The 20,345-nt window shown below is 59.7% G+C and carries 20 protein-coding genes; 11 read left to right on the plus strand and 9 right to left on the minus strand.

The window, feature by feature from the left end; translation table 11 throughout:
* The first annotated feature begins 122 nt into the window (after nucleotides 1–122).
* Nucleotides 123–1,094: a helix-turn-helix domain-containing protein gene (locus C4S72_RS07835; protein WP_104002461.1), complete on the plus strand. Its 972-nt coding sequence runs from the start codon at nucleotides 123–125 to the stop codon at nucleotides 1,092–1,094.
* On the opposite strand, the gene C4S72_RS07840 is transcribed toward C4S72_RS07835, so the two are convergent.
* A complete protein-coding gene (locus C4S72_RS07840) occupies nucleotides 1,022–1,807 on the minus strand; it encodes a cytochrome c oxidase assembly protein (RefSeq protein WP_104002462.1) in 786 nt (261 codons plus the stop codon). The two genes, C4S72_RS07835 and C4S72_RS07840, sit on opposite strands and share 73 nt — an antisense overlap.
* A 30-nt stretch (nucleotides 1,808–1,837) precedes the next feature.
* The gene (locus C4S72_RS07845; RefSeq protein ID WP_104002463.1) at nucleotides 1,838–3,847 is read right to left on the minus strand and encodes a primary-amine oxidase; all 2,010 of its coding nucleotides are present in this window, start codon (nucleotides 3,845–3,847) and stop codon (nucleotides 1,838–1,840) included.
* A 324-nt stretch (nucleotides 3,848–4,171) separates the two neighbouring features.
* Here C4S72_RS07845 and C4S72_RS25625 point away from each other — a divergent pair, with 324 nt between their 5' ends.
* The 3 genes from C4S72_RS25625 (at nucleotide 4,172) to C4S72_RS07855 (ending at nucleotide 5,927) form a co-directional block, all read left to right on the plus strand.
* A complete protein-coding gene (locus C4S72_RS25625; RefSeq protein ID WP_146071877.1) occupies nucleotides 4,172–4,372 on the plus strand; it encodes a hypothetical protein in 201 nt (66 codons plus the stop codon).
* Nucleotides 4,372–5,277, plus strand: a complete 906-nt coding sequence (locus C4S72_RS07850) for a phosphatidylglycerol lysyltransferase domain-containing protein (protein ID WP_235009070.1) — start codon at nucleotides 4,372–4,374, stop codon at nucleotides 5,275–5,277. Before C4S72_RS25625 ends, C4S72_RS07850 begins: the two co-directional genes overlap by 1 nt.
* 95 nt (nucleotides 5,278–5,372) lie before the next feature.
* Nucleotides 5,373–5,927, plus strand: coding sequence for a hypothetical protein (locus tag C4S72_RS07855; RefSeq protein ID WP_104002465.1), 555 nt, complete (start codon nucleotides 5,373–5,375; stop codon nucleotides 5,925–5,927).
* 80 nt (nucleotides 5,928–6,007) lie between these two features.
* Here C4S72_RS07855 and C4S72_RS07860 read toward each other — a convergent pair whose 3' ends face one another.
* From C4S72_RS07860 to C4S72_RS07880, 5 genes are all read right to left on the minus strand, one after another.
* On the minus strand, nucleotides 6,008–7,432 hold the full coding sequence (locus tag C4S72_RS07860; protein WP_104002466.1) for a gamma-aminobutyraldehyde dehydrogenase: 1,425 nt from the start codon (nucleotides 7,430–7,432) through the stop codon (nucleotides 6,008–6,010).
* Between the two features lie 15 nt (nucleotides 7,433–7,447).
* Nucleotides 7,448–8,254: an ABC transporter permease gene (locus tag C4S72_RS07865; protein WP_104002467.1), complete on the minus strand. Its 807-nt coding sequence runs from the start codon at nucleotides 8,252–8,254 to the stop codon at nucleotides 7,448–7,450.
* A complete protein-coding gene (locus tag C4S72_RS07870; protein WP_104002468.1) occupies nucleotides 8,244–9,191 on the minus strand; it encodes an ABC transporter permease in 948 nt (315 codons plus the stop codon). The genes C4S72_RS07865 and C4S72_RS07870 overlap by 11 nt, the downstream gene beginning before the upstream one ends.
* A complete protein-coding gene (locus tag C4S72_RS07875) occupies nucleotides 9,188–10,213 on the minus strand; it encodes an ABC transporter ATP-binding protein (protein ID WP_104002469.1) in 1,026 nt (341 codons plus the stop codon). Before C4S72_RS07875 ends, C4S72_RS07870 begins: the two co-directional genes overlap by 4 nt.
* A gap of 108 nt (nucleotides 10,214–10,321) precedes the next feature.
* Nucleotides 10,322–11,476 (minus strand): ABC transporter substrate-binding protein, encoded by a 1,155-nt coding sequence (locus tag C4S72_RS07880; RefSeq protein ID WP_104002470.1) that lies wholly within the window; start codon nucleotides 11,474–11,476, stop codon nucleotides 10,322–10,324.
* Between the two features lie 358 nt (nucleotides 11,477–11,834).
* Between C4S72_RS07880 and C4S72_RS07885 the strand changes: the two genes are divergently transcribed.
* The 7 genes from C4S72_RS07885 (at nucleotide 11,835) to C4S72_RS07915 (ending at nucleotide 17,809) form a co-directional block, all read left to right on the plus strand.
* Entirely contained in the window at nucleotides 11,835–12,752 is a 918-nt protein-coding gene (locus C4S72_RS07885; RefSeq protein ID WP_104002471.1) for a LysR substrate-binding domain-containing protein, read from the plus strand.
* 24 nt (nucleotides 12,753–12,776) lie between these two features.
* Nucleotides 12,777–14,210, plus strand: coding sequence for a gamma-aminobutyraldehyde dehydrogenase (locus tag C4S72_RS07890; protein ID WP_104002472.1), 1,434 nt, complete (start codon nucleotides 12,777–12,779; stop codon nucleotides 14,208–14,210).
* A 246-nt stretch (nucleotides 14,211–14,456) separates the two neighbouring features.
* Entirely contained in the window at nucleotides 14,457–14,798 is a 342-nt protein-coding gene (locus tag C4S72_RS07895) for a YegP family protein (protein ID WP_104002473.1), read from the plus strand.
* Between the two features lie 4 nt (nucleotides 14,799–14,802).
* A complete protein-coding gene (locus tag C4S72_RS07900) occupies nucleotides 14,803–15,444 on the plus strand; it encodes a hypothetical protein (protein WP_104002474.1) in 642 nt (213 codons plus the stop codon).
* An 81-nt stretch (nucleotides 15,445–15,525) separates the two neighbouring features.
* Nucleotides 15,526–16,218: a hypothetical protein gene (locus C4S72_RS07905; protein WP_104002475.1), complete on the plus strand. Its 693-nt coding sequence runs from the start codon at nucleotides 15,526–15,528 to the stop codon at nucleotides 16,216–16,218.
* Between the two features lie 98 nt (nucleotides 16,219–16,316).
* Nucleotides 16,317–16,916 (plus strand): LysE family translocator, encoded by a 600-nt coding sequence (locus C4S72_RS07910; protein ID WP_104002476.1) that lies wholly within the window; start codon nucleotides 16,317–16,319, stop codon nucleotides 16,914–16,916.
* Between the two features lie 77 nt (nucleotides 16,917–16,993).
* A complete protein-coding gene (locus tag C4S72_RS07915; RefSeq protein ID WP_104002477.1) occupies nucleotides 16,994–17,809 on the plus strand; it encodes a helix-turn-helix transcriptional regulator in 816 nt (271 codons plus the stop codon).
* Between the two features lie 25 nt (nucleotides 17,810–17,834).
* Here C4S72_RS07915 and ansA read toward each other — a convergent pair whose 3' ends face one another.
* Entirely contained in the window at nucleotides 17,835–18,851 is a 1,017-nt protein-coding gene (gene ansA / locus C4S72_RS07920) for an asparaginase (RefSeq protein WP_104002478.1), read from the minus strand.
* On the minus strand, nucleotides 18,848–20,251 hold the full coding sequence (locus C4S72_RS07925) for an aspartate ammonia-lyase (protein WP_104002479.1): 1,404 nt from the start codon (nucleotides 20,249–20,251) through the stop codon (nucleotides 18,848–18,850). The genes ansA and C4S72_RS07925 overlap by 4 nt, the downstream gene beginning before the upstream one ends.
* Nucleotides 20,252–20,345 lie beyond the last annotated feature (94 nt).

The following is a 20,345-nucleotide window of genomic DNA, read 5'->3' on the forward strand; positions in this document are numbered from 1 at the left end:
CAACGCGGGTGCACAGTCTTCAGGCGAAACTTAGATCCAAAGCACATATTTCCGGGCCCGCATCTTGCTAGCCACCTTCACTGCACCGTTTTTCAGTCCACGGCAACCGGAGTGTGCTCGGGATGTACATATGCACTGCAACCTTCAACGAGGTAAACCAACACGCCAGCTCGCTGACCCACTGGCCTCAGGAATACGATCAGGTCACCGAAGGGCGTTTCGAGGGCTATCTGAATGATGTTCGCATCGGGCCGGTACGCCTGTTCCGCGAGAGGATGAACTGCGGTGTAGCCCAGCACACCCATACCCCCGCCGGACAGTACGGCTTGCTGATTCCGTTAAGGCTCGATGCCCGTAAAACCTCGGATCAGGCACGCTGTGTGCTGTCCGATGGACTCACGCTGCTGCCCTTCGACCAGGATTTCTTTTTCGTCGCACCGCCGGAGACTGACTACACGGTGATCGCTCTGGACCAGGCTTACATGGAGTCGACCCTGAGCGCAGAGGATCTCGAGCTGCTGCGCAGTTCACGCCGCAGCCAGGGCGCCAGTCTTACGCCGCATCAACTGGCAAGTGCGCGCAGCAAGATGCTGTCGCACCTGCAGGAGATCGAAGCACTGACAACCGGAACGGACGGCTGTAACCAGGGCGCCTGCCCCCGCTCCACCGCCAGCCTGGAGTGCGGCATTCGTGACCGACTATTGCTGCTGGCACTGGAGCTTTACGACCAGGCGCTTGAACAGGGCACTCCCCAGCCGCTGGGGAACTACCACCATCATATAGTCAACGCCAGCCACGCCTACGTGACTTCAGAGGAAGGCGCCACGGCCAGCATTTTGCAACTGTGCAGACAACTGGATATTCCGCGACGCTCTTTGAATTACAGCTTTGAAAAAGTGACCGGCACTTCACCGAGCAAATACCTGCGCTCGGTAAAGCTCAATGCCGCACGCCGCCAGCTTTTGACCAGCGAGCTGCCGATCACCTCGGTGGCGGCCAACTGGGGATTTTTCCACCTGGGTTATTTCGGCCAGGAGTACCGGCGCCTTTTCGGTGAAACACCCTCGGCAACACGCAGCAGTGCCGGACGATAAGCGAGCCCGAGGCAGGCAAGCCCGAACAGCAGAAAGATGATTCCCCCAAGCCGCTGATCCAGCGCCATCGGCAGGCTGAGAAACTCAGGCAGGGCTGCCATCATCATACCGTGGTCCATCGTCGTATGGGCCTGAAGGTAAAGTTCGGGAACCGCCAGCATCATTACGCCCCAGGCCAGCATCGGCCCGGACATGGACAGGTTGATCCAGGCTCCCAAACGATATCCGGCAGCTTCTCTCGTCTGCGAAGCAGCTCTCGTTTTCCAGACAGCAACCAACATCGTCAGCCCGCTCAGCGCCATGGCCCAGCGCATCGCCATATAGAGCCCAGCATCGTGCATCAGCGGCGTATGCAGAGCAGGTAACATCCAGATCCAGGACAGCAGCGCGAACGCCAGCAACAGCGCGATGGCTAAAACCGGCGCCGAGCCGGTTTCCCGCGCATCCCCCCTGCCGCTCGCATTGGTAAACGCCAGCATCCAGAGCATCGGCGCCAGATGGTGCACCGCCACACTCTGCAGGCTGTGCAGCCAGATGGAGAAGCGCGCCAGCTGATCGCCCCAGGGCAGCATCCCCAGCAGAAACACAAGGCTCCCTGTGAGCATCGGCGCCCGGGCCAGGCCGAGCCTGCTGCTCCATCGCAGCAAGCCCAGCACAACCAGTGACGACGCCAGCAGATCCAGCAACATCAACCAGAGCGGCAGATTCATCATCGGCTCTTCTCCTACAGATTAACCAACGGATCAGCTACAGCAGCTACCGGATCCTTTTTCCTCCTCATGCGCATTGACGCTGCCGCTGTCCTTGCTGGCAGGCAGATCCATGGCCGGGTTGGCGTTAAAGAAGTTGTTCGGTTTCAGCGTGAAGCCCACATACTCAACCGGCATGATCGGGAAGTCCTCCGGCTTGCAGACATGGGTGTGACCATAAGTGTGCCAGAGCACGATATCGGTGTTCTCGACGCTGCGGTTCTGCTGGATGTACTTCGGTAATCCATCGCCCGGATGCTGGTTGGTGTATTTACCGGTGCCATAAAGCTCGTTCGGATCATAGGGCGTTACCCAGACATGGTTGCGGGCGAAACCGGCGCGTCGGCCAATGTAGCTGTCGGGCTGCGCCAGCAGCGCAGGGTTATGCTCGGCCACCAGTTTGTAGCCGGTGGGGTTGCCCACCTCGTTTTTCACATTCGGGTTGATCACCTTCCAGAAGCGGCCGGTCTGACCGTTCGCCTGCCTGGCGGCTTCCTGCTCGGTCTTGAGAAGTGCAGCTTCGGTCTTGAACGCGCTGCCCCAGGGGTTCGCCTCGCCCTGCTCCAAGGGGCTGAAGTTGGTCTCCATCACGCTGTTCTGTTCGCCATCGAGCATCATATGCAGGCGTGCGCTGAAGAAGTGCTGATGGGTCGGGCCGTAAATCTCTGGAGTAACCAGCCCACCACCGCTTTCCGGCCGAGTGCCAGGCACCATGCCGGCGGTCTGGATAATACCGGTGAGCTTGGTTTCAAGCTGAATCGTGCCGTCCTGGTAGAGGTACCAGTAAAAGCCGTAGTCGTAGTTGCCGACGGTACAGAAGAAGGAAATAACCAGCCGGCGGGAGCGGCGCACCTCAAACACCCCGGTGCGGAACTCGTAGTGCTTCCACAGGGTGCCATAATCCTCTTCATGCATGCAGACGGCATTCTTCATCAGGAACGGCTCGCCCTTGTCATCCACGGCTGGGATATCAAAGTAGCGTATCGCTCCCAGGCAGTCGCAACCGAGCTCCAGTTGGTTGGCGAGGCGCCCCAGACCGTATTCGCTGCCATCGAAGGCGCATTTCCAGTAGTGGTTCAAGGCCGTATCGGAGTATGGCACCGCCATATCGCTGACACTGGCCCGATAGATGATCGGGCGGGTTTTACCTTTGTCGTTGTAGCCCAGCTGATTCAGTACCAGCCCTTCGCGGGGCGTAAAGCCGACACGAAACTCCCAGTTCTGCCACTTAACCTGCCAGCCATCGACCTCAAAGCTGACCCCTTCCGGCTGCACGATATGCAGAGGCTTGAGATCCTTACGCGGCTCACCCAGCGAGGGCGTATCGTAGTTGCGCTTGGTCTTGGGGATCGGCGTATCGCGGCCGTCGTCGAGCAACTCAAGCACCCGTTCCTCATTAAGATCGATGATCGCCACCAGCCCCTCAATCGGATGGGCATAGCCGTTATCGACCATCTCATCACGATAGAACGCCACACCACGCATCAGGCGCTTACCTTTGTACTTGGGATCATCGCCGAAGTAGCCAAAGGACCAGGGATCGATCTGAATCTTCTCAATATCCTCGTCGGTCAAACCGCGGCGCTTCACTGCCGCCCGCCAGGCGGGATCTTTCTGCACGATTTCAACGCAGGTGAAAAACTCCTCCATCATGATCGGCGCCTGGCCGGATACTGCCGGGTCAAGCTCCGTCCACTGGACCACCTCTTCATGCACCAGATCAACCACCGCCTCGGCCATCTCGCCGCTGTCCTTATCCAGCACCAGCGCAAACGCCCGGCGGGAGAACGTCTTGCCCGGCTCGTGCGCCAGCACCTCCTCTTTCGGCGGCTCCTGCAGCTGCAGATAGGGAAAGCGGCAGGCGTTGGAAAGTGACTTCTGCTCTTTCAGCAGGCTGGCGGCCAGCGCCAACTCTTCGACCGAGAGTGGATCCAGCGGATGGGTGGCGATAACGCCGGGGGAGGTTTCAGCTTTGAAAGACTCGGTAGAGCAGCAGGCGGTCATGGCATTTCCTCTGACGGATAAGTGAGCTTCACTCCATCCTAGGGAAATGCGGGAGCGGGATTATCACAAAACGGCAAAAGCGGTCTCGAGAAGACGCTAAGTGCCTGGCACTGATCGCCTATGACCTGCGCGCCGTTTGCAGATATTCACTCTTCCGATACGTTGTATTACAGATATAACAAAGCACGCTTGGGCTCTGACAGGTTAAATCCCGTGCAACGGCGACTAAAATCAGCCCGACAGCAAGCCCCGGACTTAGCGCCTTAAGCAGATTGCAAGCATTTGAATGCACGATGAGCGGAAATTTACTTCGCGGAGATCGGTTTGATTCCAGACGAGAGCTCGCACAAGCCGTTGATTGCCTGGCTGCGCCATTACGCGTCTTCACTGCTGGTCTTCGGCCTGTTTATCGCGATCCGCGCGCCACGCTATAAGCGCCTGCCGACCCGGAAAAAGCCACCGCCATCATTAATGGCCAAAACAACCCAGACGCCAACTTTGCGCTCACCCGAGACAAGCCGTTGATGTTCTCCGAGAACGGCCAGGCATTCGTGATGTTCGGCGTACGCGGCAAAACCCGGGTGTCGATGGGCGATCCGGTGGCCAGCAACGAGCAGAATCTGGTCGATCTTATCTGGGACTTCAAAACTCAGGCCTCCCGCGATCAGGGGCACGCCACCTTTTATCAGGTCCATAAAACCAATATTCACCACTATATCGACGCGAACTTTGCGCTGTTAAAGCTCGGCGAAGAGGCTCTGGTAGACCTGCCGGGCTTTGCACTGGAGGGCAGCCGCAGAGCCCGGCTGCGCCAGGCACATAACCGCGCCAAGAGGGATGGCCTGAGTTTCGAACTCCTCGCCACTCCTCATACCGACAGCCTGCTGGATGAGCTTAAGACGATCTCTGATGAGTGGCTCACCGATAAGGGCGTGCGTGAAAAAGGCTTCTCGCTGGGATTCTTCGACCGCGATTACCTCAAACGGAGCCCACTGGCACTAGTGCGCCAAAACGGTGAGATCTGCGCTTTCGCCAATGTACTGACAACCGACACCCACCACACCGCGACCATCGATCTGATGCGCCACCGCAACAGCGCCGACAGCAGCACCATGGATTATCTGTTCATAGAGCTGATGCTGGCCTTGAAAGAACGCGGTTACGCCTGGTTCAGCCTCGGCATGGCGCCCCTATCCGGCCTGACCGAAAGAGCCTCAGCCCCGCTCTGGGACCGCTTCGGCATGCTGATCTATAAGCGCGGTAAACGTTTCTATAACTTTGAAGGCCTGCACAAGTTCAAGGAGAAATTTGACCCGGTCTGGGAGCCCAGATACCTTGCCACTGACAAACGAGGCGTCAGCCCCTACCTGGCACTGGCCGATGTGGGAGCCCTGGCCGGTGGTGGCTTTTCGGGGATGTTTCGGAAGTAACGCCAGTCGGCATCTGAGGCCCAGGCTCATTCTGGGAAAAATGCCACGGCGCCCATAAATGCTGAGTTTAATGTATTAGGATAGACGGCCTGCTAATGTTAAATGAAACCTTCAAGCAGTTGATTAGTAATTACATCCTGGCCAAAGACACCAACCGGCCCTGGCATATGCAGCACGCCTTTGAGGCAGACGCTGTGCTGGAGATGGAACTACTCACCAGTAATATCGAGTTCCCTGCTCATGTCGAGGGCCGTCAGGCGATCAGTGAAACCCTGGTGTCGAACTTCGGCAAGACCTTCGAGAACGTCTATACCTTTTGCCTGGAAGATAGCGTTGATCAAAGCGCCAGCCTTCTGACCTGCGACTGGCTCGTGTTTATGACAGACAAGGAAGGCACCGGCCTGAAGGCAGGATGGGGAACCTATGAATGGCGGTTTTCCGGTTCTGAAAACGGGGCGTTAACGCAACGCCTGAAGATAAAGATAGAGCAGATGGAGATTCTGCCACTGGCCCTGGTAGATGCGGTCTATCGCCAGGTAACGGAGCTTTCCTACCCCTGGACAACGGCTTCGGCGGTCGCGGATAAAATTGCCGCAATTAACGCACTGTCAGACCTTTCGGCCTACCTGAACCGGGCGACCTGGTCCTGACCACAACGGGCAAATGGTCGTTACGGATCAGCAGGAAATAGCGGCGAAGCCACCCGCAGCCAGGCGGCTTCGCCCGGCGATCAGTGCTTGATCATCACATGGCGGATGGTGGTGTAGTCTTCCAGGCCGTACATCGACATATCCTTGCCATAGCCTGACATTTTCATACCGCCGTGGGGCATTTCGGTGGTCAGCATAAAGTGGGTGTTGACCCAGGTGCAGCCGTACTGAAGGCGCGCGGCGAAGCGGGCAGCGCGGCCGGTATCGGCGGTCCAGACCGAGGACGCCAGGCCGTAATCGGAATCGTTGGCCCAGGCCAGCCCCTGCTCTTCGGTGTCGAACTCGGTGACCGAGACCACCGGGCCGAACACCTCCTTGCGCACGATCTCATCATCCTGTTTTGCGCCGGCGATCAGCGTCGGTTCGTAGAAGAAGCCGTCCATATCCGGAATCTTGCCACCGGTGGTTACGGTGATATGCGGCAGCGCCCGGGCGCGCTCAACCATGGCAGCCACCTTCTCCTGCTGGGCCCTGGATACCAGCGGCCCCATCTCTACGCCCTCCTCCTTCTGGGTACCGATCTTGATGCTGGACACCTCTGCGGTGAGTTTTTTCACCAGCTCCTCGTAGATACCCTTCTGCGCATAGATACGACAGGCGGCGGTGCAATCCTGGCCGGCGTTGTAGTAACCGAAGGCGCGGATGCCGGACGCTACTTCGTCCAGGTCCGCATCGTCAAACACGATCACCGGCGCCTTGCCGCCCAGCTCCATATGCGTACGTTTCATGGTGTCGGCGCCGCAACCCACGATCTTTTGACCGGTGGGGATGGAGCCGGTCAGCGAGACCATGCGCACCTTCGGGTTGGCGGTGAGCGGCGCGCCCACCTCGGCACCGGTGCCGAAGACGATATTCACCACCCCCGCCGGGAAGATCTCGGCCAGCAGTTCGGCGAACTTCAGCGTGGTCAGCGGGGTGATCTCAGAGGGCTTGAGTACCACCGTATTGCCGGCGGCCAGCGCCGGAGCCAGTTTCCAGGCGGCCATCATCAGCGGGTAGTTCCAGGGCGTGATAGAGGCCACCACGCCCACCGGATCGCGGCGGATCATGGAGGTAAAACCGGGTAGATACTCGGCCGCCGCCGAACCGCTCATACAGCGGCAGGCGCCCGCAAAGAAACGGTACACATCGGCAATGGCGGGGATCTCATCCTCCAGCGCGGCGCTGTAGGGCTTGCCTACATCGAGGGATTCAAGCTCGGCAAACTCTTCGGCCATCGCCTCGATCTTATCCGCAAGCTTGAGCAAAAGGCCTGAGCGCTCCGCCGGGGTGGTCTGACTCCAGCTGTCAAAAGCGGTATCGGCGGCAGCGACCGCGGCAGCGACCTGCGCCGCACTGGCCTCGGGTATATCGCAGATTTTTGCCCCGGTGGAGGGGTTAAACACTGCAACGGCGGCACCTTCCCCACTTACGAGCTTTCCGTCGATCAACATCTTGTTAAGCATCTGCATTTCCTCTCGTCATTTGCCGCTGCCGGCCACATCCTCACCCCCTTTGGTGAGCAGGTAAGCCAGCAAAACAGGGATCATGGTGACCAGCATCACCATCAGCGCGACTACGTTGGTAACAGGCACATCCCGGGGCCGGGTCAGCTGGTTCAGCAGCCAGATCGGCAGGGGTTTCTCATGACCGGCAGTAAAGGTGGTCACGATCAGTTCATCGAACGACAGAGCGAAGGCCAGCATGCCGCCCGCCAGCATGGCGGTGCCCAGGTTCGGAAGGATGATGTAACGAAAGGTCTGCCAGCCATCGGCGCCCAGGTCCATGGAGGCCTCGATCAGGCTGTGCGAAGTACGTCGAAAACGAGCCACCACGTTGTTGTAAACGATCACCACGCAGAAGGTAGCGTGACCGATGACAATCGTCATAACGCCGGGCGAGACATCCAGTGTCTTGAATGCGCTGAGCAGCGCAAGGCCGGTGATGATACCGGGCAGCGCTATCGGCAGTATCAGCATCAGGGTGATGCTCTCCTTGCCGAAAAAGTTGCGTCGGTACAGTGCGGCAGCGGCAAGCGTGCCAAGAATCATGGCGATCACCGTGGCGATACAGGCGATCTGCAGCGACAGCAGAATCGAGTCCAGCACATCGGCCCGGCTAAAGGCGACCGCGAACCACTTGGTGGTCAGCCCCGGCGGCGGAAAGCTGAATGCCGACTCCTCGGTATTAAAAGCGTACAGCGCGATGATAAAGATCGGGAAGTGCAGGAACACCAGCCCTCCCCAGGCGGCGATTTTCAGCCACACAGATGCTTTTTCAGAGTGCATCGAACGCCCCCAGTCGCTTGACTATGCTCAGGTACACCGCGATCAGTACGATGGGCACCAGCGTAAAGGCTGCCGCCATCGGCATGTTGCCTATCGCCCCCTGCTGCACATAAACCATGTTGCCGAGAAACAGCCCCGGCGGGCCCACCAGCTGCGGCACGATGTAATCGCCCAGGGTCAGCGAGAAGGTAAAGATAGAGCCTGCAGCGATACCGGGAATCGCCAGCGGAAAGATCACATGGCGGAAGGTGCGCCAGGGGTTGGCGCCCAGATCCGACGAGGCCTGCAGCAATGACGGCGGCAGACGCTCCAGCGCCGCCTGGATCGGCAGGATCATGAACGGCAGCCAGATATAGGTGAACACGAAGAAGCGGCCAATATTGGAGGTAGACAGCGTATTGCCGCCGATTCCGGGTATCCCCAGCAGAAACTCCAGCACCGCATCCAGCCCCAGCAGATGGATAAACCAGCTGGTGACGCCCTCCTTTGCCAGCAGCAGGGTCCAGGCGTAAGCCTTGACGATGTAACTGGTCCACATCGGTAGCATCACCGCGATATAGAAAAACGCCTTGGTGCGGCCGGTAGCGTAGCGGGCCATATAATAGGCCACCGGAAACGCGATCAGCGCACTGAACAGGCTCACCGCCAACGCCATGGTCAGGGTGCGGACGATGATGTCGAAGTTGGCCGGCTGAAACAGCTGAGCGTAATTGGCCAGCGTCAGCGTATGACTCACCAGCATGGTGAAATCATCGAAGGTGTAGAAGCTCTGCCAGAGAAGACTCAGCAGGGATGCAATATACACCGCGCCGAACCAGAGCAGCGGCGGTACCAGCAGTAGCAGCAGATAGAAGGTGGGCCTGCGGTAAAGGAAATCGGAAAACCGCCCCAGCAGCGAACGCCGCGGCGCTGCGTTCATATCTGCGGCGGCATTCATAGCGACGCCCCGCCCTGCAGCTCAACCATGGCGTCGCTGTGCCAGCTGACGCTGACCTGCTGCCCGGCTCGGGGGCCGCTATCGTTGCCATGGAAGGCGTTGGCTTCGCTGGCGTTGATCACCGCCCCACCCTCCAGCTCGATCTCGTAGCGGGTATTAGCGCCCTGGTACTGCACATCGCGGACGGTGCCACCCATGCGGATATCCCCGCTGGTGTCGGCCCCGTTGACGCTGACGTACTCGGGCCGCAGGGCAAAGGATTTTCCTGCCCGCGACAGCCGCTCACTCAGCGCGCCCCCAATCACATTGGCAGTACCGACAAACTCCGCCACAAAGGCAGTAGAGGGCCGGTTGTAGAGGTTGCGCGGCGAATCCATCTGCTCGATACGCCCCTTGTTGAACACCGCCACCCGGTCGGACATGGACAGTGCCTCGGTCTGATCATGGGTGACGAAAATAAAGGTGATCCCAAGACGGCGCTGCAGGCTCTTAAGTTCGCTCTGCATCTGCTCTCGCAGCTTGAGATCCAGTGCACCGAGCGGCTCATCCAGCAGCAGCACTTTGGGCCGGTTAACCAGTGCGCGCGCCAGGGCGATACGCTGACGCTGGCCGCCGGAGAGCTGGGCCGGTTTGCGGCTGGCATAATCGCTCAGCGCTACCATGGCCAGCGCCTCTTCGGCACGGCTGCGGCGCTCTTTTTTACCGACGCCCTTCACCATCAGCCCGTAGGCGATGTTGTCCAGCACGTTCATATGGGGGAACAGCGCGTAGTCCTGAAACACGGTATTGACGTTGCGCTTATAGGGCGGCAGCCCGGTGGCGTCGCGCCCTTCGATGATTACCCGCCCTTCGCTGAGCTGCTCAAAGCCGGCGATCAGGCGCAGGCAGGTGGTTTTGCCGGAGCCGGACGGCCCCAGCATGGAGAAAAACTCCCCCTCGGCGATCTCCAGCGAAACCCGGTCAACCGCGCGGACTTCGCCGTAGTGCCGGCTGACGTTGGAGAATTCGACAACTGTCGTCATGGCGAGCCTTCACTCCCTTAGCATCTAATGACCGGGCGCGCCTTTCGCGCTTATCAGGCGTTTAAGAGAAGCGCGGCCCCGGTCTCCCGTTTGCAGAATAGGCGCCGTTCAGCGCCCGCCCATGATGGCGATGTAGTCCTGGGTCCAGCGGCTGTAGGAGACGCAGGTTCCCTGGCTGTCACACTGTGCGGTGGGGGTTTTCCAGAAATGGACCTTTTCGAAGTTATCGAAGCCGTTGGTGGCGCAACCGTTCTCGCCCAACAGCTCGTTGCCTTCGCAGGCCGCTGGTACCGCAGGCACGGCGCCAAACCAGGCCGCCAGGTCGCCCTGGAGTTTCGGCGTGATCGACCAGTTCAGCCATTCGTAGGCACAGTTGGGGTGCGGTGCATCGGCGGCCATCATGGTGGTGTCCGCCCAACCGGTGACGCCCTCTTTCGGGAACGTCATGGCAACGGGCTGCTCCTCGCCCATCAGCAGGTTGGCCATGAACGGCCAGGAGCTGGAGGCCACCACGCCCTCATTCTTGAAGTCGCTCATCTGCACGTTGTAGTCATGCCAGTAACGGTGGATCAGGCTGTGCTGGCCGCGCAGCAGCTCCAGCACGGCGGCGTACTGGGTTTCATTCAGCTCATAGGGATCGGTAATGCCCAGCTCCGGCTGGGTCGACATCAGATAGAGTGCGGCATCGGCGATGTAGATCGGGCCGTCATAAGCCTGTACACGACCCTCGTTGGATGAACCATCCGGCAGCTGCATATTTTCAAACACCACTTTCCAGCTCTCAGGCGCTTCCTTGAATACGTTGGTGTTGTACATCAGCACGTTGGGACCCCACTCAAAGGGTACGCCGTAGTGAACGCCATCCACGGTGTGCCAGGGCGCTTTCTGCAGACGACTGTCGATGGTGTCCCAGGCCTTGATCAGGTTCAGGTTGATCGGCTGCACCCGCTTGCCGTAGATAAGGCGCAGGGACGCATCGCCCGAGGCAGTCACCAGGTCGTAGCCTCCCTTGGCCATCAGGCTGACCATCTCGTCCGAGGTCGCGGCGGTCTTTACGTTGACGGTACAGCTGGTGTTCTTTTCAAACTCGGTGACCCAGTCAAACGCAGGGTCGGTTTCACCCCGCTCGATGTAGCCCGCCCAGGCGATGATATCGACGCGCCCTTCCCCCGGGCCGATCTCATCGAGCGCCATCGCGTTACTGCCTGTTGCCGCCAGCAGAGCACCTGCGAGGGTGCCGGTAATCAGATTAGCCTTTGCCATGGTGAAGTCCTCTAACCTTGAGTTTATCGATGCGTTCAAACCCGCTGTCGCAGTCTAGTTCGCATCCAACTGCGCCGTCTGCGTTCTCCTCAGGCTAAGGTCAGTGGCAAAGCTATCGCCAATTGTTAATAAAGAACGGGGCCTTCTAAAAAAGCGATAGCTCCATCAGCTCAGGCTGTGATATAGATTGTTGCGGCACTAAGCGTTTGTATTACATAGCCGACCGCCCGCTAACATCCAGCCGCCAGCGGATAGGACTGCGGCGATATACTTGGATTGCTGCGACGACGTCCGGTCGACAATCGTTTTATTGGATCGCTCCACGAGAGCATTTCCCGCGCAAAGAGCACCCAGCCCAATGATGAGCCTGCGCCAGATTCGCTACTTTATCGCCATCGCCGAGACCGGTTCGGTTTCCGCGGCGGCCCAGGCCGTGCATATCTCCCAGTCCACCCTGACTACTGCCATCAAGCAGCTGGAAGAAGAACTGGGCGCTATCCTGTTCGCCCGCCACGCCAAGGGAATGGAGCTGACTCACCAGGGGCATCAGTTCCTGCGTCAGGCCCACCTGGTGCTGGCCTCGGTGTCCAACGCCAAGCGCAGCCTGCAACAAAGCACGGAAACGGTCAGCGGCGAGATAACCCTGGGGGTAACCAGTCTGGTGGCCGGCTACTACCTGGCCGATCTGCTGGCCCGGTTTCAGCGCATCTACCAGGGCGTGAAGATCCATGTGGTGGAGGATGACCGCAGCTATATCGAACACCTGCTGGTCAGCGGCGAGATCGACGTGGGCGTGCTGATGCTGTCCAACCTGGAGTACCGTTCGGCGCTGAATACCGAGGTGCTGACCTACTCCCGCTACCGACTCTGGTTGCCGCCGGAGCACAAACTGCTGGAGCTGGACTCCATCGGCCTAAACGAGCTCAGCGGCGAGCCGCTGATCCTGCTTAACGTCGACGAGATGGAAGAGCGGATCCGCAACCTGTTAAGTGGCAGTGGCAGCCGTCCGGTCGTCAGCCTGCGCAGCTCCTCGGTGGAGGCCGTGCGCAGCCTGGTCTCTGCCGGTATGGGCATGGCGCTGATGCCCGATATGACCTACCGGCCCTGGTCCGTGGAGGGCGACCGCGTTGAGGCACGGCGGATTCTGGAAGTGTCGGAAACGCTTGATATCGGCCTCGCCTGGCGCCGCGGCGGAGCGCGCAATCCGCTGATCGATCATTTCCTGCCGGTGGCGCGGGAGTCCCTGCCGGCCCTGCAACCGCAGAACCTGGGCTGACAACCGATGCAACAGGGCATAACCATGACATACCCCAGCGAACTACTGATCAACGGCGAGCGCTGTGAAGGCGAAGGGGAAGCCGAGGCGGTGATCAACCCGCGCACCGGGGCACTGATTACCGAGATCAGGGAAGCCTCCAGTGAGCAGATCAATGCCGCCATCGCCGCGGCCCGCTCAGCCTTTGCCAGCTGGAAAAGATCGAGCCCGTCAGAGCGCGCCGCCCACCTGCTGGCGATCGCCGATGCCATCGAGGCCAGGGCCGAACCGCTGGCCAATATGGAAGCGCTGAACTGCGGCAAGCCGCGCCACCTGGTATTGCGCGATGAGATCCCCGCCGCCGCCGATGTCTTTCGCTTTTTCGCCGCCGCGGTGCGCTGCCAGAGCGCCCCTGCCGCCGGTGAGTACCTGCCCAGCAACACCAGCATGGTGCGCAGAGACGCACTGGGTGTGGTGGCAACCATCGCGCCCTGGAACTATCCGCTGATGATGGCCGCCTGGAAGATCGCGCCCGCCATCGCCGCCGGCAACACCCTGGTGTTCAAGCCCTCGGAGCAGACGCCGCTGACCACGCTGCTACTGGCGGATGCTCTCAACGCAATTCTTCCGGCCGGCGTAGTGAATATCCTGCCGGGCCGGGGTGACAGCGTCGGCAGCCGGCTGATCAACCATCGGGATGTGGCGATGGTGTCACTGACCGGGGATATCTCCACCGGCCAGAAGGTGCAGCAGGCCGCGGTACGCACACTGAAACGCACCCATCTTGAGCTCGGCGGCAAGGCGCCGGTGCTGGTGCTCGATGACGCCGATATCGCGGCCGTTGCTGACGCCATTGCCCATTACGGCTTTTACAACGCCGGCCAGGATTGCACCGCGGCTTGCCAGGTCTACGCCCATAATGACGTTTATGAGGCGCTGCTGAGCGCACTGGCAGAGCGGGTTTCCAAACTGGTCTACAACCACGCCGACGACAGCAGAAATCACCTGGGCCCTTTGATCAGCCAGCGCCAGCGCAACAGCGTGGCCAGCTTTGTCGAACGGGCGCTGGAGCTGCCCCACACCGAGCTGATCAGCGGCGGCGAGATCCCGGATCTACCCGGCTTCTACTACCCGCCCACCGTGATCGCCGGCGCCCGTCATGAGGACGAGATCGTGCAGCGTGAAGTGTTCGGCCCGGTGGTCTCCGTCACCCGCTGCGACTCGGTGGAGGATGCAATCCGTCAGGCCAACGATTCTCAGTATGGCCTCGCCTCCTCGGTCTGGTCCGGCAATATCGGCCGCGCCCTGGCCACCGCCGCAGAACTGGAATACGGCTCAACCTGGATCAACAACCACTTCCTGCTACCGGCCGAGATGCCTCACGGCGGTCTGAAACGCTCAGGTTACGGTAAGGATTTGTCGATGTTCTCGCTGGAGGATTACTCGGTGATACGGCATGTGATGGTGAATCATCAGTAGTACTCTGTGTGCTCTACAATCGCTTGTTCAGACCCAGGTTTCTGCTCCCGCTTGCAGTACTTTGATGCACGACATTTCTCGCCCGATGAAATGTCGTCTATGCCACACAACACCTCTGCAATACGCATTCGTTTTATAAAAGCCTTTTAAAATCAATACCAAAACCATGGCACCTCCTTTGCAAAAGCCGATTAGAGCAACCATCGAACAATTCCGCGCTCAGCATCCGATACCTAGGAGAATGACATGGCAGCCACGTTTGAACTCAAAACCACCCCCGAGCAGCAGTTTCATTTCACCCTGGTCGACACTGATGGCATTGACCTGCTGATCGGTGGCGAGTATCCATCGCGACAGGAGGCTGAACAGGCGATCAGCGAGGTACGTACCGGCAGTCTGATGGGACACCTGATCGCGGCGGGCAAGGTCCCGGCAGGCGACAGCTTCTTTGTGATTAAGAATGGTGGCGGCGAGATCATCGCCAAAAGCCAGCTGTTCAGTTCGCAGATGGAGTTCGACAGTTCTCTGCACCAGGTGAAGGACAATGCCTGCGTGGCCGAAATCACCGATCTGACCACAGGTAGCTGACGCCATGGGTACAGAACTGACCCTGATCCGGGAGATGACCAGTGTCTGCGCCACCGCCTCCGAGTGGGACGGCATCGCCCGCACGGTCAATACGCTGCTCCGTTCCGGCGACTTCAACCGCCAGTTCAACCTGATGGTCGCCGAGCTGAACAAAACCTACGTGATGCTGGCGGACACGCTATCCCCTTTCGCCGAGCTCAATAGCGAGGAACGCTTCGTCAAACAGTTCGATGCGTTGTATGAGCAGTATCGCGGCCGCTATCTGCTCGATGTAAGCCAGCCGCGCAAGCTTGCCGACGAAACCTACGAGATCTATCTGCTGCTGCGGCAGAGCAAAGAGATCCGCACCGGTTATCCCCTGCTGAAACGCACCTTCACGCGGCTTGATGAGTTCATCGACAAATGGGTCACCAACGATGCCTGGCTGGCGATGAGCATCGATACCCTGCTGAAGATGCTCAACCGTTTTTTCACAGAGATCGCCGACATAAAACGGGGTGACTCTGAAGAGGCGTTCCTGGTCTACGATGCGGCCTTTGCGGAGCTGCGGATCTATCTGGCGCTGCTGGAGAAAAAACAGGATCGGCACAGGGAGAGCCTGATGGCGGGTACAGCGGCAAGCGAAAGAATCTCGCAGGCAGGGTAAGCCCCCCGCCTGCGCTGTAACCAGTTTGTTTTACCTGCGTCCTATGCTGTTCTCTCTTTTTCCGGAGGTGACAACGAATCGATGGAACAGCACTCTTTATCGGCAAAGGTCTATCAAGCCAGTACCGCATTTCCCGAACACTGGAAGGTGTCCTGCGCTGAGGAGGTCAATGGCGTCGCCTTTCCCCACCTGATCATCGATAACTTTTTCACCACCGAAGAGTTTAATCAGATCAGGCAACGTGAAGCGGATGTTAAAGATAAAGAAATCAAGATCGCGCACAGCCTGATCCGGAAAAATGGCGAGGTGAAATCGGACGTTTTCGATGCACCTTTCCTGACCGGGGTCGACCGCAAATACCGCCCGCCACTGCTGGCAATGCTAGGCGTGCTGTCTAAAAAGAAAACCTCACTCTACGAATTTTCAGACTTTCACCTGATCTCCACCGGTCCCGACTACGAGCACGCCATTCATGACGACATTCCCAAAAAGCTGCTCAGTGTCGTTATCTACATCAACCCGGAACAGAATAACGGCACCTTTATCCATGACGGCCGCTATACCAAAGAGCCGGTCGGCGAAATCGAATGGAAGCAGAACCGGGCGTTCGTGTTTTCTCGTCTGGACAGAAAGACCTTGCACTCCTACGCCGCCAACAAGGTCGATAACCGCTTCTGCGTGGTTTACAACCTCAACACCTACAAGGCGTTCAAGGCGCACTGGGCGGAAGGTAATTTCCTCAAGTTTCTGGAGAAGGGGCTGAAGTACGAATAGGAGGTTCGCCTTTATCCCCATTCAGCCCCTGCAATTTCGTTCAATACAGCGTGCATCTGCGTGACTAGAGTGCTCCGGAATCACCACTGGAGATATAGATGCTCACTCTGCTCGCTTCCATGATCACCTTCGCCTTTGTCGGTGCCGTGACGCCAGGCCCGGTCAACCTCGTCGCCACCAGTACCGGCGCCCGGTCGGGCTGGAATGCCGCCCTGCCCCATGTGTTAGGCGCCTCGCTGGGTTATACGCTGGTCGTGATCTGCGCCGGCGCCGGTATGTCGCTGGCCAGCCAGCTGCTGCCGTCACTGACAGATGCCATGCGCTACGCGGGTGGCCTGTTTCTGCTGTACATGGCATTCAAGATCGCCACGGCCCCGGTGAATGACTCAGACCTTGAAGAGAAAAGCCCGGCAGCAGGCCTTGTCAGCGGTGCGCTGATCCAGATTCTGAACCCCAAGGCGTGGATCGTTTCGCTCTCCGGTGTCAGCCTCTATGTGACCAGCCAGCCACAGCTGGGCTATTATCTAAGCCTGTTTGTCGCCGTCTCGTTTATCTGTTGCTTCGCCGGTGTCAGCTGCTGGGCGCTGGCGGGTCACCTGATCGGCCAGCGACTCAGCCGTCCCCGCCTTCAGCGCCAGTTCAATCGCTTGATGGCGCTGCTGCTGGCGGCTGCCGTGATACTGATGCTGGTTGAGTAAGCGTGCTTTCAACGATGGTCTCAACGACGGCTTCAACAATGACTTCAAAGATAGCTTCAACGATGGCTTTACCGAAAATGAGATCACCCGAAAACCTCAGCCTGAAAAGCAGCCTGGTCTTGCCGGCGGTAGAGATGCGCCTGGCGGCGAACTCCTCGGCCTGTTACCGGGCGCACTCCCATGATGAGTTCTCTTTCGGCCTGATCGACCAGGGTGCTGCCCTGTATCAGAACAGGGAGCATCTCAACCGTATTGGCCGCGGCTCACTGGTGACCATCAACCCGGCCGACCTGCACGCCTGTAACCCGGATAAGGGACGCTGGTCCTACCGGATGCTGTTTGTGGATACCGAATGGATGGGCGGACTGCAGCGGGAACTCTCGCCCTGCTCGGCCGATTATCAGCCCTTTGCTGAGGTACTCGCCACCCGCCCTGAGATCGGCCGCGATTTTGACCGGCTCTACAAGCTGCTGGACGGAGCGGGCACGGCCCTAGAAACGGAAACCGAGCTGATAGGTTTTCTCGCCCCCTTCTTCTCCGGGCAGGACAGGGATACAACCCCAGCCAGCGAACCGCCAAAATCCCTGCATCGCGTCTGCGAACTACTGGCCGACAACCTCTCTGCCAACCTCTCTCTGGACGATCTCTGCCAGGAAGCGGCCTTGAACCGCTATCAGCTGATCAGGCTGTTCCGCAAGCATTACGGCCAGCCGCCACACGCCTATCAGATCGATCAGCGCATAAAAAAAGCGCGCGCCCTGCTCAGAGACAGGAACGCGCGCCTTGACGATGTCGCCTTGCAGCTGGGCTTTGCCGACCAGTCCCACTTTCACCGCCACTTCAAGCAACGGCTGGCGATGACGCCGGGGACTTACCAGTCGTTCTGGAACTGAGTCGGCCAGCCCGGCTGTAAAAGACTTAGCCTTCGCTCAGTTCGCCGCGCAAGGAGGCCTGCATCGACTGCCGCAGTTCCTCGCCCTCGATACCCAGGCCCAGCAGGTAGTGCAGCTTGGTGAACGCCGCTTCCAGCGTCATATCCGCGCCCGGCACCACGCCGATACGGTTCAGGGTGGCGCCGGTGGCGTAGGCACCCTGGCTCACCGCGCCCTGCTGACACTGGGTCAGGTTCAGGATGCAGACGCCACGCTTCGCCGCCACTTCCAGCGCACCGATCAATGCCGAGTCTGCATCCGGCGGGTTACCCACGCCGTAGGTCTGCAGCACCAGCGCCTTCACCGCAGAACTGTCTACCGCCGCCTCGATCAGGCTGGCCGGCATACCGGGGAACACGGTCAGCACGGTGACCGCCGCAGGATCGAACTCCGGGATCTGGAAACAGGGCCGACCCGGCGGCAACAGCAGATCCGGACGCAGATCGATGTTGATGCCCGCCTGCCCCAGCCAGGGCGCGTTGGGCGAATCAAACGCATCGAAACCGCTGGAGCGCACCTTCAGCGAGCGGTTGCCGCGCAGCAGACGACCGTTGAAGTAGACGCACACCTCGAAGATCTCGCGGCTGGCTGCCAGCATCAGCGAGGTCACCAGGTTGTCCAGCGCATCGTTGCGCAGCTGCGCCAGCGGGATCTGCGAACCGGTCAGGATCACCGGCTTATTGGTGCCTTCCAGCATGAACGACAGTGCCGAGGCGGTGTACGCGAGGGTGTCGGTGCCGTGCAGTACCACGAAGCCGTCGTAGGTTTTCCAGTTCTGCTCGATGGCCAGCGCGATCTCGCGCCAGTCGTTCGGTACCAGGTTGGCGCTGTCGATGAGCCGATCCAGTTCGATCAGGTCGTATTCCGGCAGTGCCGCCTCGCCCAGGCTTTCCAGCTGCGCCTGCACCCGGTCATGAAAACCGGGCTCGGGCACATACCCCTGCTCCGAGGGCACCATACCGATGGTGCCGCCGGTGTAGATCACAAGAACCCGTGCGTTCATGAGGCTACCGCCACCGGCGCCAGCATGGCACGCGGACTCAGCAGACGATCCAGCTCAGCCTCATCAAGCAGCCCTTCCGCCAGTACCAGTTCGCGCACGGTGGAGCCGGTGGTCAGCGCCTGGGTCGCGATACGGGTGGAGTTGGAGTAACCGATATGCGGCACCAACGCGGTGATGATACCGATGCTGTTGTCCACGTGGCGCGCGCACTGCTCCTCGTTGGCCTTGATGCCGCGGATGCAGCGGGAGTCCAGCATGGTGCAGGCGGAACCCAGCATCTTCATGGAGTTGAGGATGTTGTAAACGATCATCGGCTCCATGGCGTTGAGCTGCAGCTGGCCCGCTTCGGCCGCCAGGGTCACAGCGAGATCGCTGGCGATCACCTGGTAGGCGGTCTGGTTGACCGCTTCCGGGATCACCGGGTTGACCTTGCCCGGCATGATCGAGGAGCCCGGCTGCATCGGCGGCAGCAGGATTTCGGCAAAGCCGGTACGCGGACCGCTGGAGAGCAGGCGCAGGTCGTTGCACATCTTGCCGAGTTTCACGGCAAAGCGCTTAAGAATGCCGGAGAAGAGCACAAACGCGCCCATGTCCGAGGTCGCTTCCACCAGGTTGGTGGCGGACACGATCGGCCTGCCGGAGATCTCCGCCAGGTAGCCCACCGCCAGTGCCTGGTAGCGCGGGTGGGTGTTGATACCGGTACCGATGGCGGTACCGCCCAGATTGACCTCGCACAGCAGGCGGCTGGCCTCGTGCAGACGGTCGATATCTTCACCCAGGTTTACCGCAAAGGCTTCGAACTCCTGGCCGAGGGTCATCGGCACGGCGTCCTGCAGCTGGGTACGGCCCATCTTGACGATATCAGCGAATTCACGGCCCTTGGCTTCAAGCTGTCCTTTCAACTGGATGATCGCCTGCTCCAGCGGCTCGCAAGCAAACTGGATCGCCAGGCAGACCGCCGTCGGGTAAGCATCGTTGGTGGACTGGGAGCGGTTCACGTCGTCGTTCGGATGCAGATACTGGTACTCGCCCTTCTGATAGCCGAGCTTTTCCAGCGCCAGGTTGGCGATCACCTCGTTGGCGTTCATGTTGGTGGAGGTACCCGCCCCACCCTGAATCAGATCGACGACGAACTGATCGTGCAGCTTGCCGGCGATAATATCGTCGCAGGCAGCAATGATCGCATCCGCCTTGTGCGGCGCCAGCGAACCCAGGTCACGGTTGGCGCGGGCAGCGGCGGATTTCACCATCGCCAGTGCGCGGACGAACTGTGGGAAGTGGCTGATCGGCACACCGGTGATGGAGAAGTTGTCCAGAGCCCGCTGGGTCTGGATGCCGTACCAGGCGTCGGCCGGAACCGGCAGATCGCCGAGAAGATCATGCTCAATACGCGTTTTCATAAGCTTTATTTACCTGCGCAATAACACGTAGAAAAAGAGAGGCCCGGAACAGTCCGGGCCCTTGGAAGCTACGATGAGTTAGGTAGCCGTCCCG

It is taken from the genome of Marinobacterium lutimaris (assembly GCF_900108065.1).
GTDB lineage: Bacteria > Pseudomonadota > Gammaproteobacteria > Pseudomonadales > Balneatricaceae > Marinobacterium_D > Marinobacterium_D lutimaris.

Bases quoted from the DNA above. Each gene is read 5' to 3' on its own strand.
- C4S72_RS07835 (WP_104002461.1), top strand. From the start codon at position 123: ATGTACATATGCACTGCAACCTTCAACGAGGTAAACCAACACGCCAGC.
- C4S72_RS07840 (WP_104002462.1), bottom strand. From the start codon at position 1,807: ATGATGAATCTGCCGCTCTGGTTGATGTTGCTGGATCTGCTGGCGTCG.
- C4S72_RS07845 (WP_104002463.1), bottom strand. From the start codon at position 3,847: ATGACCGCCTGCTGCTCTACCGAGTCTTTCAAAGCTGAAACCTCCCCC.
- C4S72_RS07850 (WP_235009070.1), top strand. From the start codon at position 4,372: ATGTTCTCCGAGAACGGCCAGGCATTCGTGATGTTCGGCGTACGCGGC.
- C4S72_RS07855 (WP_104002465.1), top strand. From the start codon at position 5,373: ATGTTAAATGAAACCTTCAAGCAGTTGATTAGTAATTACATCCTGGCC.
- C4S72_RS07860 (WP_104002466.1), bottom strand. From the start codon at position 7,432: ATGCTTAACAAGATGTTGATCGACGGAAAGCTCGTAAGTGGGGAAGGT.
- C4S72_RS07865 (WP_104002467.1), bottom strand. From the start codon at position 8,254: ATGCACTCTGAAAAAGCATCTGTGTGGCTGAAAATCGCCGCCTGGGGA.
- C4S72_RS07870 (WP_104002468.1), bottom strand. From the start codon at position 9,191: ATGAATGCCGCCGCAGATATGAACGCAGCGCCGCGGCGTTCGCTGCTG.
- C4S72_RS07875 (WP_104002469.1), bottom strand. From the start codon at position 10,213: ATGACGACAGTTGTCGAATTCTCCAACGTCAGCCGGCACTACGGCGAA.
- C4S72_RS07880 (WP_104002470.1), bottom strand. From the start codon at position 11,476: ATGGCAAAGGCTAATCTGATTACCGGCACCCTCGCAGGTGCTCTGCTG.
- C4S72_RS07885 (WP_104002471.1), top strand. From the start codon at position 11,835: ATGATGAGCCTGCGCCAGATTCGCTACTTTATCGCCATCGCCGAGACC.
- C4S72_RS07890 (WP_104002472.1), top strand. From the start codon at position 12,777: ATGACATACCCCAGCGAACTACTGATCAACGGCGAGCGCTGTGAAGGC.
- C4S72_RS07895 (WP_104002473.1), top strand. From the start codon at position 14,457: ATGGCAGCCACGTTTGAACTCAAAACCACCCCCGAGCAGCAGTTTCAT.
- C4S72_RS07900 (WP_104002474.1), top strand. From the start codon at position 14,803: ATGGGTACAGAACTGACCCTGATCCGGGAGATGACCAGTGTCTGCGCC.
- C4S72_RS07905 (WP_104002475.1), top strand. From the start codon at position 15,526: ATGGAACAGCACTCTTTATCGGCAAAGGTCTATCAAGCCAGTACCGCA.
- C4S72_RS07910 (WP_104002476.1), top strand. From the start codon at position 16,317: ATGCTCACTCTGCTCGCTTCCATGATCACCTTCGCCTTTGTCGGTGCC.
- C4S72_RS07915 (WP_104002477.1), top strand. From the start codon at position 16,994: ATGAGATCACCCGAAAACCTCAGCCTGAAAAGCAGCCTGGTCTTGCCG.
- ansA (WP_104002478.1), bottom strand. From the start codon at position 18,851: ATGAACGCACGGGTTCTTGTGATCTACACCGGCGGCACCATCGGTATG.
- C4S72_RS07925 (WP_104002479.1), bottom strand. From the start codon at position 20,251: ATGAAAACGCGTATTGAGCATGATCTTCTCGGCGATCTGCCGGTTCCG.